The sequence below is a fragment of the Vulcaniibacterium gelatinicum genome, from assembly GCF_008033445.1.
Lineage (GTDB): Bacteria > Pseudomonadota > Gammaproteobacteria > Xanthomonadales > Xanthomonadaceae > Vulcaniibacterium_B > Vulcaniibacterium_B gelatinicum.
This window is the reverse complement of record NZ_VNKO01000002.1, coordinates 98,921-110,593: the sequence shown is the minus strand read 5'-3', so window position 1 is coordinate 110,593 and position 11,673 is coordinate 98,921. Positions and strand designations below refer to the sequence as shown.

At 71.9% G+C, this 11,673-nt stretch carries 14 protein-coding genes; 12 read left to right on the top strand and 2 right to left on the bottom strand.

Annotated elements, in window-relative coordinates; genetic code table 11:
* Positions 1–82: 82 nt before the first annotated feature.
* The 6 genes from FPV26_RS02010 (at position 83) to azu (ending at position 5,277) form a co-directional block, all read left to right on the top strand.
* Complete coding sequence (locus tag FPV26_RS02010) at positions 83–1,315, top strand: NnrS family protein (RefSeq protein ID WP_147651978.1); 1,233 nt, start codon at positions 83–85, stop codon at positions 1,313–1,315.
* A 40-nt stretch (positions 1,316–1,355) separates the two neighbouring features.
* A complete protein-coding gene (locus tag FPV26_RS02005; protein WP_147651976.1) occupies positions 1,356–1,754 on the top strand; it encodes a SirB2 family protein in 399 nt (132 codons plus the stop codon).
* A gap of 145 nt (positions 1,755–1,899) precedes the next feature.
* Positions 1,900–3,423, top strand: a complete 1,524-nt coding sequence (nirK, locus tag FPV26_RS02000) for a copper-containing nitrite reductase (RefSeq protein ID WP_147651974.1) — start codon at positions 1,900–1,902, stop codon at positions 3,421–3,423.
* Between the two features lie 5 nt (positions 3,424–3,428).
* The gene (locus tag FPV26_RS01995; protein ID WP_147651971.1) at positions 3,429–4,208 is read left to right on the top strand and encodes a formylglycine-generating enzyme family protein; all 780 of its coding nucleotides are present in this window, start codon (positions 3,429–3,431) and stop codon (positions 4,206–4,208) included.
* A complete protein-coding gene (locus FPV26_RS01990; protein ID WP_147651969.1) occupies positions 4,205–4,819 on the top strand; it encodes an SCO family protein in 615 nt (204 codons plus the stop codon). Before FPV26_RS01995 ends, FPV26_RS01990 begins: the two co-directional genes overlap by 4 nt.
* Positions 4,816–5,277 carry an azurin gene (gene azu / locus FPV26_RS01985; protein ID WP_147651966.1) on the top strand — a complete coding sequence of 154 codons (462 nt, stop codon included), beginning with the start codon at positions 4,816–4,818 and terminating at the stop codon, positions 5,275–5,277. Before FPV26_RS01990 ends, azu begins: the two co-directional genes overlap by 4 nt.
* Positions 5,278–5,296: 19 nt before the next feature.
* Here azu and FPV26_RS01980 read toward each other — a convergent pair whose 3' ends face one another.
* Both FPV26_RS01980 and FPV26_RS01975 read right to left on the bottom strand, forming a co-directional pair.
* Complete coding sequence (locus FPV26_RS01980; RefSeq protein ID WP_220429061.1) at positions 5,297–6,526, bottom strand: MgtC/SapB family protein; 1,230 nt, start codon at positions 6,524–6,526, stop codon at positions 5,297–5,299.
* Between the two features lie 127 nt (positions 6,527–6,653).
* Positions 6,654–7,469 (bottom strand): universal stress protein, encoded by an 816-nt coding sequence (locus FPV26_RS01975; RefSeq protein WP_147651962.1) that lies wholly within the window; start codon positions 7,467–7,469, stop codon positions 6,654–6,656.
* A 173-nt stretch (positions 7,470–7,642) separates the two neighbouring features.
* Here FPV26_RS01975 and FPV26_RS01970 point away from each other — a divergent pair, with 173 nt between their 5' ends.
* From FPV26_RS01970 to FPV26_RS01945, 6 genes are all read left to right on the top strand, one after another.
* Positions 7,643–8,065: a universal stress protein gene (locus tag FPV26_RS01970; protein ID WP_147651959.1), complete on the top strand. Its 423-nt coding sequence runs from the start codon at positions 7,643–7,645 to the stop codon at positions 8,063–8,065.
* 142 nt (positions 8,066–8,207) lie between these two features.
* Positions 8,208–9,683 carry a cytochrome-c oxidase, cbb3-type subunit I gene (ccoN, locus tag FPV26_RS01965; RefSeq protein WP_147651957.1) on the top strand — a complete coding sequence of 492 codons (1,476 nt, stop codon included), beginning with the start codon at positions 8,208–8,210 and terminating at the stop codon, positions 9,681–9,683.
* A 9-nt stretch (positions 9,684–9,692) separates the two neighbouring features.
* Positions 9,693–10,307 carry a cytochrome-c oxidase, cbb3-type subunit II gene (gene ccoO / locus FPV26_RS01960; protein ID WP_147651955.1) on the top strand — a complete coding sequence of 205 codons (615 nt, stop codon included), beginning with the start codon at positions 9,693–9,695 and terminating at the stop codon, positions 10,305–10,307.
* 1 nt (position 10,308) lies between these two features.
* Positions 10,309–10,446, top strand: a complete 138-nt coding sequence (locus tag FPV26_RS01955; RefSeq protein WP_147651952.1) for a cbb3-type cytochrome oxidase subunit 3 — start codon at positions 10,309–10,311, stop codon at positions 10,444–10,446.
* Positions 10,443–11,390 carry a cytochrome-c oxidase, cbb3-type subunit III gene (ccoP, locus tag FPV26_RS01950; protein WP_147651950.1) on the top strand — a complete coding sequence of 316 codons (948 nt, stop codon included), beginning with the start codon at positions 10,443–10,445 and terminating at the stop codon, positions 11,388–11,390. Before FPV26_RS01955 ends, ccoP begins: the two co-directional genes overlap by 4 nt.
* Positions 11,387–11,668, top strand: coding sequence for a hypothetical protein (locus FPV26_RS01945; RefSeq protein ID WP_147651948.1), 282 nt, complete (start codon positions 11,387–11,389; stop codon positions 11,666–11,668). Before ccoP ends, FPV26_RS01945 begins: the two co-directional genes overlap by 4 nt.
* Positions 11,669–11,673: the final 5 nt, after the last annotated feature.

Here is an 11,673-nt window from a genome sequence, read left to right as displayed (position 1 = left end):
GGGCGTGGTGGCGGCCCGCAGCGGGCGCGTGCCTTGATCCCGGTCAAGGCCGCCGCGCCGGCGTCTGCGCACACTGCCGCCCATGCACGCCGCTCCCCTCCCCGCCCCCGCCCTCGCGCCGTCCCCCCGCCTGCTCGCCGCAGCCCCGCACCGGCTGCTGTTCTTCGTCGGCGCCGGCAACGTGCTGCTGGCGATGCTGTGGTGGGCGGCGTGGCTGGCGTCGGCACGCTGGGCGCTGCCCCTGCCGCAACCGGCGCTGCCCGCCGGCTGGCTGCATGCGTTCGTGATGCAGTACCAGATGCTGGCGAGCTTCGTGTTCGGCTTCCTGCTCACGGTGTTCCCGCGCTGGATGGGGCTGCCGGAGATCCCGCGCCGGCGTTACGTGCCGGTGGGCATGGGCCTGTTCGGCGGCCAGATCGCGCTGCTGCTCGGTGCGCTCGGGCTGGAGGCGGGGCTGACCGTCGGCGTGCTGATGACCCTCGGCGGCTGGATCGCCGGCCTGGTCACGCTCGGGCCGCTGCTGTGGCGCGAACCGGGCAACACCTGGCATGCGCGCTCGTGTTTCCTGGCGCTGCTGCTCGGCTTCACCGGGCTGGTGGCGTGGCTGGCGTTCACCCTCGGCGGCTCGCCGCTGTGGGCCTTCGCCAGCATCAAGTTCGGCAGCTTCGGTCTGCTGCTGCCGATGTACATGACGGTGGCGCACCGGATGTTCCCGTTCTTCGCCGGCAACGTGGTGCCCGGCTACCGGCCGTGGCGGCCGTTGTGGCTGCTGGCGGTGTTCTGGCCGCTCGCGCTCGCGCACCTGGCGCTGGAGCTGGTGCACGCCTACCCATGGCTGTGGCTCGCCGACCTGCCGCTGCTGGCGCTGGCCGCGACGCTGTGCTGGCGCTGGTGGCCGCGCGGGCCGAAGCCCGGGCTGCTGACCGTGCTGTTCGTGGGCCTGGCGTGGCTGCCGGTGGCGTTCGCGCTGTACACGGCGCAAAGCCTGACCTATCTGCTCGCCGGGGAGTTCACGCTCGGCCGCGCGCCGGCGCACGCGCTGTTCGTGGGCTTCTTCGGCAGCGTGCTGGTGGCGATGGTGACGCGGGTGACGCAGGGCCATTCCGGGCGCGCGCTGGCGATGCCGAAGGCGGCGTGGTTCGCCTTCGCCGCGATCCAGGCGGTGGCGGTGCTGCGCATCGGCGCCGAGTTCGCCGGGGACGGCCTGCGCTGGCAGACCATCGCCGCATTCGGCTGGCTGCTGGCCCTGGCGCCGTGGGTGGCGCGGATCGGCCGGATCACGCTCGCGCCGCGGGTGGACGGCCGGCCGGGGTAGAGTGTCGGCGGGCGCGGGCGCCCGTGACGGCATTGGCGCGATGCTCGAGTTCTATCCGCAGATCAAGCAGGTCCACGTGTTCCTGGCCCTGGCCAGCGGCGCGCTGTTCGCGCTGCGCGGGGCGTTCGCGCTCGGCGGCGCGCGCTGGCCGCTGGCCTGGCCGGTGCGCTGGCTGAGCTACACCGTGGACAGCGCACTGCTCACCGCGGCGCTGATGCTGCTGACCATCCTGCCGGGGGCGATGTTCGCCAACGGCTGGCTCACGGTGAAGGTGCTGCTGCTGGTGCTGTACATCGTGCTCGGCGTGTATGCGCTGCGGCGCGCCCGCACCCGTCGCGGCCGGGCGGTCTGCTACGCTGCGGCGCTGCTGACCTTCGGCTTCGTGTACACGATCGCGCGCGCGCACCATCCGCTCGGCTGGTTCGCATCCCACCTCTGACGCGTCCCACGCCTGACCCGTACCGGGCGCGGCCTGCGTTGTGTTCCGCGCCGGCACGGACTTGACGTGGGTCAACGCGCCGGCGCCTGGGCGGGCTCACCCTGAGCGCACCCGGCCATCGCCATCCACGCGCAAGGAGACCGCCATGAACTCCCGTTCCCTGACCCTCGCCATCGCTGCCGCGCTCGCCGTCGGCATGGCGGGCTGCAAGGGCCAAGCCCCGGCCGACGGGGCCGATTCCGCCGCCAAGGCGGCCGCCGAGGACAGCGGTGGCTCGCGCAAGGGCGATTTCGGCCCGCCGCAGGGCGAACCGATCAAGGCCGTGCTCACCGCCCCGCCCCAGGTGCCGCCGCCCACCGGCCGCAACCATCCCGCCAAGGTGATCGTCGAGCTCGACGTGGTCGAGAAGGACATGGAGATCTCCGAAGGCGTGACCTACACCTTCTGGACCTTCGGCGGCACGGTGCCCGGCAGCTTCATCCGCGTGCGCCAGGGCGACACGGTGGAATTCCACCTGCGCAACCTCCCGGACAGCAAGATGCCGCACAACATCGACCTGCACGGCGTCACCGGGCCGGGCGGCGGCGCGGCGTCCAGCTTCACCGCGCCGGGGCATTCCTCGCGCTTCACCTTCAAGGCGCTCAACGCCGGCCTGTACGTGTACCACTGCGCCACCGCGCCGGTGGGCATGCACGTGGCCAACGGCATGTACGGCCTGATCCTGGTCGAGCCGCCGCAAGGGCTGCCCAAGGTGGACCGCGAGTACTACGTGATGCAGGGCGACTTCTACACCAGGGGCAAGTACCGCGAGAAAGGCCACCAGCCCTTCGACATGGAGAAGGCGATCGACGAGCACCCGACCTACGTGCTGTTCAACGGCGCCGAGGGCGCGCTCACCGGCGACAAGGCACTCACCGCGAAGGTGGGCGAGACGGTGCGCCTGTACGTGGGCAACGGCGGCCCGAACCTGGTGTCGAGCTTCCACGTGATCGGCGAGATCTTCGACAAGGTCTGGTTCGAGGGCGGCACCAAGTACCAGGAGAACGTGCAGACCACGCTGATCCCGGCGGGCGGCGCGGCGATCGCCGAATTCCACATGGAAGTGCCGGGCAGCTACGTGCTGGTGGACCACTCCATCTTCCGCGCGTTCAACAAGGGCGCGCTGGCGATCCTCAAGGCCGACGGCCCGGAGAACAAGGCGATCTACTCGGGCAAGGAAGTGGACTACGTCTACCTGGGCGACCGCGCGCAGCCGAACCTGCAGGCGGTGGCCACCGCGGCCACGGCGGCCAAGGCCGGCGCGCTCACACTGCAGGAGCAGATCGCGGCCGGCAAGGCGCTGTTCAACGGCACCTGCGCCACCTGCCACCAGCCCGAAGGCCAGGGCCTGGAAGGGGTGTTCCCGCCGCTGGCCAAGTCGGACTGGATCGCGGCCGATCCCAAGCGCGTGGCGAGCGTGATCCTGCACGGCCTGGTCGGGCCGGTGAAGGTCAACGGCAAGGATTACAACTCGAACATGCCGCCGATGAGCCAGCTCACCGACGACGAGGTGGCCAACATCGCCACCTACGTGCTCAACAGCTGGGGCAACCCCGGCGGCCGCGTCAGCGCCGAGGAAGTGGCCAAGCTGCGGCAGCAGAAGCCGGCCAACGCCTCCGGAGGCCACTGAGCGCCATGCGCGCGGTCCTGGCGGCCCTGCTGCTCGCCCTGCCCGTCGCCGGCCTGGCCGGCGACGCGGCCTTGCGCTATGTCGGGCTGCCGGGCGGCACCTTCAAGTCGGCGCTGCAGTACGAGGACGCGAAGCGGGGCGTGCGCATCGCCCCCTTCGCGCTGATGCGCCGGCCGGTCACCAACGCCGAGTTCCTGGCGTTCGTGCGCCGCAATCCGCAGTGGCGGCGCGACCGGGTGTCGCCGGTGTTCGCCGAGCCGCGCTATCTCGCGCACTGGCAGTCGCCCACCGAACTCGGCCCGCACGCGCTGCCGGAGCAGCCGGTGGTGTGGGTGAGCTGGTTCGCCGCCAGCGCCTACTGCGAATCCATCGGCGCGCGCCTGCCGACCTGGACGGAATGGGAGTACGCGGCGGCGGCCGACGAGACGCGCAGGGACGCGCGCCGCGATCCGGCCTGGCGCCGGCGCATCCTGGCCTGGTACTCGCGCCCTTCGAACGAAGTCCTGCCCCGCGCCGGGCTGCAGGCGCCGAACGCCTACGGCGTGCAGGACCTGCACGGGCTGGTCTGGGAATGGACCGAGGATCACGCCTCATTGCTCGTGGACGGCGACAACCGCACCCAGGGCGATCCCGACAAGACCCGCTTCTGCGGCGCCGGCGCGCTGTCCATGGACGACCGCGAGAACTACGCGGTGCTGATGCGGGTGGCGATGCTGTCCTCGCTGGAAGGGCGCGACGCCACCGCCAACCTCGGCTTCCGCTGTGCCCGGAGCGCCACGCCATGAACCGCATCCGCCTCCCGGCCCTGCTCGTGCTGCTGCTGGCGGCGCTGGCCGCCGGCGCCGGCCAGCCCAGGCCCGCGCCGCTGCCGCGCGACTCGGTGTACCAGCTGCCGCTGCCGCTCACCGACCAGGCCGGCCGCCGCTACGACTGGCGCACGCTGCGCGGCAAGCCGCGCGTGGTGTCCATGTTCTATGCCTCGTGCCGCTACGTCTGTCCGCTGATCGTGGATTCGGGCAAGGCGGTGGAGAAGGCGCTCACCCCGGCGCAGCGCGAGCGCATCGGCATCGTCCTGATCAGCATGGATCCGGCGCGCGACGATCCCGCCGCGCTGAAGTCCGTGGCCGACAAGCGCCGGCTCGACCCGGCCCGCTGGGTGCTGGCCGCGCCGCCCGCGGCGCAGGTGCGCCGTGTCGCCGGCGTGCTCGGCATCCGCTACCGCCAGCTCGCCGACGGCGAGTTCAACCACACCAGCGCGCTGGTGCTGCTCGACGCCGACGGCCGCGTGCTCGCCCGCAGCGAGCAGGTCGGCACCGTGCTCGATCCCGATTTCGTGGCCGCGGTGCGCCGCGCCGCCACGCCTCCCTCCCCCACCCCCCACGGAGTTCCGCGATGAACACCAAGACCCGCCGGGCCCTGCTCGGCCTGGCCCTGCTCGGCGCCGCCTCGGCCGTCCACGCCGCGCCCAACTGCACGATCCGGCTCAAGGGCGACGACCGCATGCAGTTCGACCTCAAGACCGTCACCGTCTCGGCCAGCTGCCCGAAGATCACCGTCGAGCTCACGCACGTGGGCAAGCTCGACGCCAAGGTGATGGGCCACAACGTGGTGATCGGCAAGACCGCCGACGTGGGCGCGCTGTCCACCGCCGGCATGAAGGCCGGCGCCGCGTCCCACTACGTGCCCAAGGGCGATGCGCGCGTGATCGCCGCCACCACGGTGGTCGGCGGCGGCGCCAGCACCCGCACCAGCTTTCCCGGCAGCAAGCTGCAGCCCGGCGGCGACTACACCTTCTTCTGCTCGTTCCCGGGCCATGCCGCGATCATGAAGGGCAAGCTCGTGGTCACGAAGTGACCGCGACCGTGCGCCGGGCTCAGCCGAAGGCGAGCCCGGCCGTGAACGCGGCGACCATCGCCGCAACACCCGGCAGCAGGCGCAGGCCGTAGCCGCGGCCGCCGGTGACGAAGGCCAGCACCACCTTCATCAGCGAGTTGGTGGCGAAGGCCAGCAGCACCGCCACGCCTACCTCGTCGGCTCCCACGCGGCCCACGGCCACGAGCTGCGCGGCGGTGGCCGCGGCCGCGTGCACGTCGGCCAGGCCCGAGAACGCCATCGTCCACTCCAGCGCCGCGTGGCCCCAGCGCGCGTGCGCGGCGGCGGAGATCGTCATCACCGTCGCCACCACCGCGACGAACAGCAGCGCGTGCTTGGGCTCGAACGCGCGGCCGACCAGGGACGCGGCCTCGGGCATGGTCTCGCCGCGGCTGCGCCAGCCGGACACCAGGGCGAAGACGAGCACCGCGACGCCGGCCGCCGCCAGCGGCCAGGCCAATCGCAGCAGCAGCGCCGGCGCGAACGCGCCGAGGATGATCGCAAGCTGGATCACGGTGCTGAGATTGGAAAGCACGCCGGCGCTGGCGCTGGCCAGGCGGATCGCCGGATTGCGGCGTGCGCGCATTCCCAGCGAGGCGATGGTGGCGGTGCTGGAGACGAAGCCGCCGGCCACGCCGGTGACCAGCAGCCCGGTGCGGGTGCCGAACATGCGCAGCGCGACGTGGCCGGCCGCGTTGATGCCCATCACCAGCAGGGCCAGGATCCACAGCTGGCGCGGATTGAGCACCTGCCACGGGTCCACGGTGCGGTCGGGCAGCAGCGGCAGCACCACCGCGGCGCCGGCGGCGAGCAGCAGGCCGTCGTGCAGTTCCTGTTCGCTGAGCACGTGGCGCACGAAGCGGTGCATGCGCGTCTTCGCCGCCAGCAGCACGGTCACCACCACCCCGAGCGCAGCGGCGAGCACGATCTCGCGCATCGCCAGCACGCCGAGCAGGAACACCACCACCATCGCGGCCTCGGTGGTCAGGCCGGGATCGCGCGTGCGCGTCCACCGCCAGCTCGCCAGCGCGGCGAGTGCAACGAACGCGCCCACCACCGCCAGGGCGATGCCGCCCAGCATCTGCGCGACCGCGCCGGCCAGCGCGACCAGGGCGAAGGTGCGGATCCCCGCCGTGGCGCGGCGTTCGCCGTCGCCCTTGCTGCGTTCGCGCTCGACCCCGACCAGCAGGCCGATGCCGAGCGCGACCGCGAGGCCCTGCCATGCGCTCATCGGAAGCATGGGCGGAGCTTGGAACAGGCCACGCGTGCGGTAAAGCGCCGGTGCGGCCGGCCCGGCGATGCACCGGACCGCGCGACGCGGACGTCCACGCCGTGCGGCCGGTGCCCCTCCCCTCGGGTCAGTGCCGCATCAGCACCGGCATCGGTGCGTGCCGCAGCATGTGGTCGGTGACGCCGCCGAGCAGGCGCTCGGCCAGGCGCGAGCGCCCGTAGGCGCCCATCACCAGCAGGCCGGCGTTGGCGGCCTGCGCCATCTCCAGGATCGCCGGACCCGGTTCGGCCGCGAGGTCGAGCGGGGCGTACTCGGCGGCGATGCCGTGGCGTGTGCACCAGCGCTCGAGCTGGAACTCCGGCAGCATCGCCGACCGCGGCGGGTTCGCCCCCATCGCCACCACCACCCGGCGCGCGGCCTGCAGCAGCGGCAGCGCCGCATGCAGGGCCCGGATCGCCTCCACCGAACCGTTCCAGGCCGCCAGCACGGTGTCGTAGGCGGCGTCGGCGGCGGCCGTCTCCGGCACCACCAGGCAGGGCAGGCGGGTGTCGAGCACGATCTCCGCCAAACCGGCCGGCTCGGTCCAGGGATCGCCATCAGCGCGGGTCAGCACCAGCAGGTCGTGCCAGTGGCCGGCATAGGCCAGCATCGCGGCCACGTCGCCCTGGGCGACGCTCCACTGCGCGTGCGCCACCCCGAGCGAGCTGGCCCAGGCCTCGAACCGCGGCGCCACGGCCTGGGCCTCGCGCCGCTGCTGCTCGATCAGCGCGGCGTACTGCGCGGTCAGCGCGCCGACGTCGTAGGTGGGCAGCGGCAGGATGCCGATCGGCACCACGTGCACCGCGGTCAGCGCGGCCTTGAGGCTCGCGGCGAGCCGGGCCGCATGGACCAGCCCGGGACTCCAGTCGGTGATCTGGTTGGCATGGACCAGGATGTCGCGCATGGCCGGGTCCTCTCCTTTTCCTTGCGGCGGGTCGCCGCGCACACAGGATTCTCGCTCCGGGCAGGTGAAGCCTTGATCCTGCTCAATGCTCCGGGCTCCCGTGCCTTGACCGGGATCAAGCCTGCGCCCGCGGCGATCGCCTAACGTGGTGGCAGGCCAACGGGAGATCCGCCATGAAAATCCTCCTCGCCGTGGACGGCAGCGCCGCCAGCACCCGGGCTGCCCGCGAGACCATCCGCCTGTTCGAGCATGGTGCGGAGCCGGCCCGGATCACCCTGTTCCACGCCGACGCGCCGCTGATGAAGGCGGTGGCGATCGAGCTCGGCCCCGAGGCCGCGGCCGAGTACCACGCCAGCAACTCCCGCTATGCGATGAAGGGGGCGCGGGCGGCCCTGCGGCGTGCCGGCGTTCCCTTCGTCGAGAAGGCCGTGGTCGCCGACCCCGCGCCCGGGATCGTGCGCGAGGCCAAGGCCGGCAAGTACGACTTGATCGTGATGGGCAGCCACGGCCGCACCGCCCTGCAGGGCGTGCTGCTGGGCTCGGTCACGACCAAGGTGATCGCCCAGACCGAGGTTCCGGTGCTGGTGGTGCGCTGAGCGCCGCGGCCGGCCGGGGGTGACGCCCGTCACGGGCCGGCCGGCGGTGGAACCGCCCCCGCGGCCGGCGACTTGATCCGGATCAAGTCCTCTCCGGCCGGGCTCCGGAAAATTGCGCAGCAACGTTCGCCAAGGGATGCCCATGAACGACCTAGACGCCCTGCCCACGGCAGGCAGGGGCTCCGGCGTGGCCGGTTACTACAACGACAAGGTGGTGCGCCAGTTCGCGGTCGCGACCGTGGTCTGGGGCATCGTCGGCATGGCCGTGGGCGTGCTGATCGCCGCCCAGCTGTACTGGCCGCAGATCGGCGAAGGCATTCCGTGGCTGAGCTACGGCCGGCTGCGGCCGCTGCACACCAATGCGGTGATCTTCGCCTTCGGCGGCTGCGCCCTGTTCGCCACCTCGCTGCACATCGTGCAGCGCACCTGCCATGTGCGCCTGGTCTCCGACCGGCTGGCCGCGTTCGTGTTCTGGGGCTGGCAGGCGGTGATCGTGGCCGCCGCGGTCACCCTCCCGCTCGGCCTGACCCAGGGCAAGGAGTACGCCGAGCTCGAGTGGCCGATCGACCTGCTGATCACGGTGGTCTGGCTGGCCTATGCCTGGCTGTTCTTCGGCACCATCGCCAGGCGCCGGGTCAACCACATCTACGTCGCCAACTGGTTCTACGCCAGCTTCATCATCGCCGTGGCGCTGCTGCATGTGGTCAACAACCTGGCCCTGCCGGTCGGCCTGGCCAAGTCGTACCCGGTGTACACCGGTGCGGTGGACGCGATGGTGCAGTGGTGGTACGGGCACAACGCGGTCGGTTTCTTCCTGACCGCGGGCTTCCTCGGGATGATGTACTACTTCGTGCCCAAGCAGGCCGGGCGCCCGGTGTACTCCTACCGGCTCTCGATCGTGCACTTCTGGGCGCTGATCGCGGTCTACATGTGGGCCGGCCCGCACCACCTGCAGTACACCGCCCTGCCCGACTGGGCGCAGTCGGTGGGCATGGTGTTCTCGCTGATCCTGCTCGCGCCCTCGTGGGGCGGCGCGATCAACGGCATCCTCACCCTCTCGGGCGTGTGGCACAAGCTGCGCACCGACCCGATCCTGAAGTTCCTCATCGTCGCGCTCAGCTTCTACATGATCGCCACGTTCGAGGGGCCGATGATGTCCATCAAGACGGTCAACTCGCTGTCCCACTACACCGACTGGACCGTGGGCCACGTCCACGGCGGCGCGCTGGGCTGGGTGGCGATGATCTCGATCGGCTCGATCTACGCGCTGCTGCCGCGCCTGCTCGGCCTGCCGGCGATGTACTCCACGCGCTGGGTGGACTGGCACTTCTGGATCCACACCCTGGGCGTGGTGTTCTACATCGCCTCGATGTGGATCGCGGGCGTGATGCAGGGCCTGATGTGGCGCGCCACCAACGCCGACGGCACGCTCACCTACACCTTCGTCGAGGCGCTCAACGCCACCTATCCGTACTACCTGGCGCGCCTGGGCGGCGGGCTGCTGGTGCTCGCCGGCATGGGCCTGATGGCGCTGAACACCTGGAAGACCTACGCCATGGCGCGCTCGCCGGCGCCGCAGCCGGTGCTGGCGCCCGACCCGGCCTCCGCGCGCGCCTGAGGAACGACGATGAGCAACTCGCACGAGAAAGTCGAAAAGAACGTCGGCCTGATGGCGGTGCTGGTCGCGGTGGTCGTCTCCTTCGGCGGCCTGGCCGAGATCGTGCCCCTGATGCACCAGGCCGAGGCGGTGCAGCCGCTGCCCGGGGTCAAGCCCTACCCGGCGCTGGAGCTGGCCGGCCGCGACGTGTACGTGCGCGAGGGCTGCTACAACTGCCACTCGCAGATGGTGCGCACGCTGCGCTTCGAGACCGAGCGCTACGGCCACTACTCGCTGGCCGGCGAGTCGGTGTACGACCGGCCGTTCCAGTGGGGCTCCAAGCGCACCGGGCCGGACCTGGCGCGCGTGGGCGGGCGCTACTCCGACGACTGGCACCGGGTGCACCTGATCAATCCGCGCGACGTGGTGCCCGAGTCGAACATGCCGTCCTTCCCGTGGCTGGCCGAGCGCGAGGTGGACGGCGCGCAGGTCGCCGAACGCATGCGCGCGCTGCAGGCGCTCGGCGACCCGTACACCGACCAGGAGATCGCGCAGGCGCCGGCGGCGGTGGCCGGCAAGACCGAGCTCGACGCGATCGTGGCCTATCTGCAGGGACTCGGCCGCCACGCGCCGAGGGGAGGCTGACATGCTGTCCGGAATCGTGACCGTGGTGCTGCTGGCGGCGTTCGTCGGCGGCTGGATCTGGGCCTGGCGGCCGGCGCGGCGCGCCGAGTTCGACGCCGCCGCGCGCCTGCCGCTGGCCGACGGGGAGGACGCGGCATGAGCGGCGCCTGGTCCTGGTTCGTGATCGCGCTGGTCGCGTCGAACGTGATCGGCTGCGCGTGGCTGCTGTGGTGGACCGCGCGCCGGCGCCCGGGCGATCCGGCCCCCACCGACACCAGCCACATCTGGGACGGCGACATCACCGAGTACAACAAGCCGCTGCCGCGCTGGTGGATCAACCTGTTCTGGCTGACCATCGCCTTCAGCATCGGCTACCTGCTGTGGTATCCGGGCCTGGGCGGCTTCGCCGGTTTCGGCCGCTGGAGCTCGCAGCAGGAGCACGCGCGGGCCAAGGCCGCGCAGGACGCCAGGCTCGCGCAGGTGTTCGCGCGCTACGAAGGCCAGCCGATCGACCGCCTCGCCGCCGATCCGGAGGCGCTGCGGCTCGGCCGCTCGATCTTCGGCAACACCTGCGCCACCTGCCATGGCTCCACCGCGCAGGGCGCGGTCGGCTACCCCAACCTCGCCGACGACATCTGGCACTGGGGCGGCGCGCCCGAGCAGGTGCTCAAGACCGTGCTCGACGGCCGCGAGGGCGTGATGCCGGCGTGGGGCACCGTGCTCACCGGGCTGGGCGGCGAGCATGCGGTGGACGACGTGATCGCCTACCTGCGCAAGCTGCCGAAGGGCCCGGAGGCGCTGTACAACGACTACGGCGCCGCGCGCGGCAAGAAGCTGTACGAGAGCGTGTGCGTGGCTTGCCACGGCGTGGACGGCAAGGGCAATCCCGAACTCGGCGCGCCGAACCTGGCGGACGACTACTGGCTGTACGGCGACTCGCGCGAGGCGCTGCGCAAGACCATCGCCGAGGGCCGTCGCGGGGTGATGCCGGCGCACCGCGCGCTGCTGGGCGAGACCCGCGCGCGGCTGGTGGCCGCCTACGTGTGGTCGCTGTCCAACGGCCAGCCGCAGGCCGGCAGCGGGGCGGCGAAGGCGACGCCGTGAACACCCCCGTCTTCGACCACCCGCCGCGGCCGCAGGCGCAGCGCATCGGCGCGATCGTCTGGCCGAGCTTCTTCGCCGCCGGGGTGGCGACGATGGTGTGCTTCGCCTTCGTGGATCCGCTGGAGCTGCGCGACCTCACCTTCCCGGGCCTGCCGATGACGCGCGGGCTCGGGTACACCCTGGGCTTCTTCGCGTTCTGGCTCGCCACCGCCTCCTCGAGCCTGTTCACCTGGTGGCTGCTGCGCCCGGCCAGCCGTTTCAACCGGCCGTTGCGCTGAGCGGA

Bases quoted from the DNA above. Each gene is read 5' to 3' on its own strand.
- FPV26_RS02010 (WP_147651978.1), top strand. From the start codon at position 83: ATGCACGCCGCTCCCCTCCCCGCCCCCGCCCTCGCGCCGTCCCCCCGC.
- FPV26_RS02005 (WP_147651976.1), top strand. From the start codon at position 1,356: ATGCTCGAGTTCTATCCGCAGATCAAGCAGGTCCACGTGTTCCTGGCC.
- nirK (WP_147651974.1), top strand. From the start codon at position 1,900: ATGAACTCCCGTTCCCTGACCCTCGCCATCGCTGCCGCGCTCGCCGTC.
- FPV26_RS01995 (WP_147651971.1), top strand. From the start codon at position 3,429: ATGCGCGCGGTCCTGGCGGCCCTGCTGCTCGCCCTGCCCGTCGCCGGC.
- FPV26_RS01990 (WP_147651969.1), top strand. From the start codon at position 4,205: ATGAACCGCATCCGCCTCCCGGCCCTGCTCGTGCTGCTGCTGGCGGCG.
- azu (WP_147651966.1), top strand. From the start codon at position 4,816: ATGAACACCAAGACCCGCCGGGCCCTGCTCGGCCTGGCCCTGCTCGGC.
- FPV26_RS01980 (WP_220429061.1), bottom strand. From the start codon at position 6,526: ATGAGCGCATGGCAGGGCCTCGCGGTCGCGCTCGGCATCGGCCTGCTG.
- FPV26_RS01975 (WP_147651962.1), bottom strand. From the start codon at position 7,469: ATGCGCGACATCCTGGTCCATGCCAACCAGATCACCGACTGGAGTCCC.
- FPV26_RS01970 (WP_147651959.1), top strand. From the start codon at position 7,643: ATGAAAATCCTCCTCGCCGTGGACGGCAGCGCCGCCAGCACCCGGGCT.
- ccoN (WP_147651957.1), top strand. From the start codon at position 8,208: ATGAACGACCTAGACGCCCTGCCCACGGCAGGCAGGGGCTCCGGCGTG.
- ccoO (WP_147651955.1), top strand. From the start codon at position 9,693: ATGAGCAACTCGCACGAGAAAGTCGAAAAGAACGTCGGCCTGATGGCG.
- FPV26_RS01955 (WP_147651952.1), top strand. From the start codon at position 10,309: ATGCTGTCCGGAATCGTGACCGTGGTGCTGCTGGCGGCGTTCGTCGGC.
- ccoP (WP_147651950.1), top strand. From the start codon at position 10,443: ATGAGCGGCGCCTGGTCCTGGTTCGTGATCGCGCTGGTCGCGTCGAAC.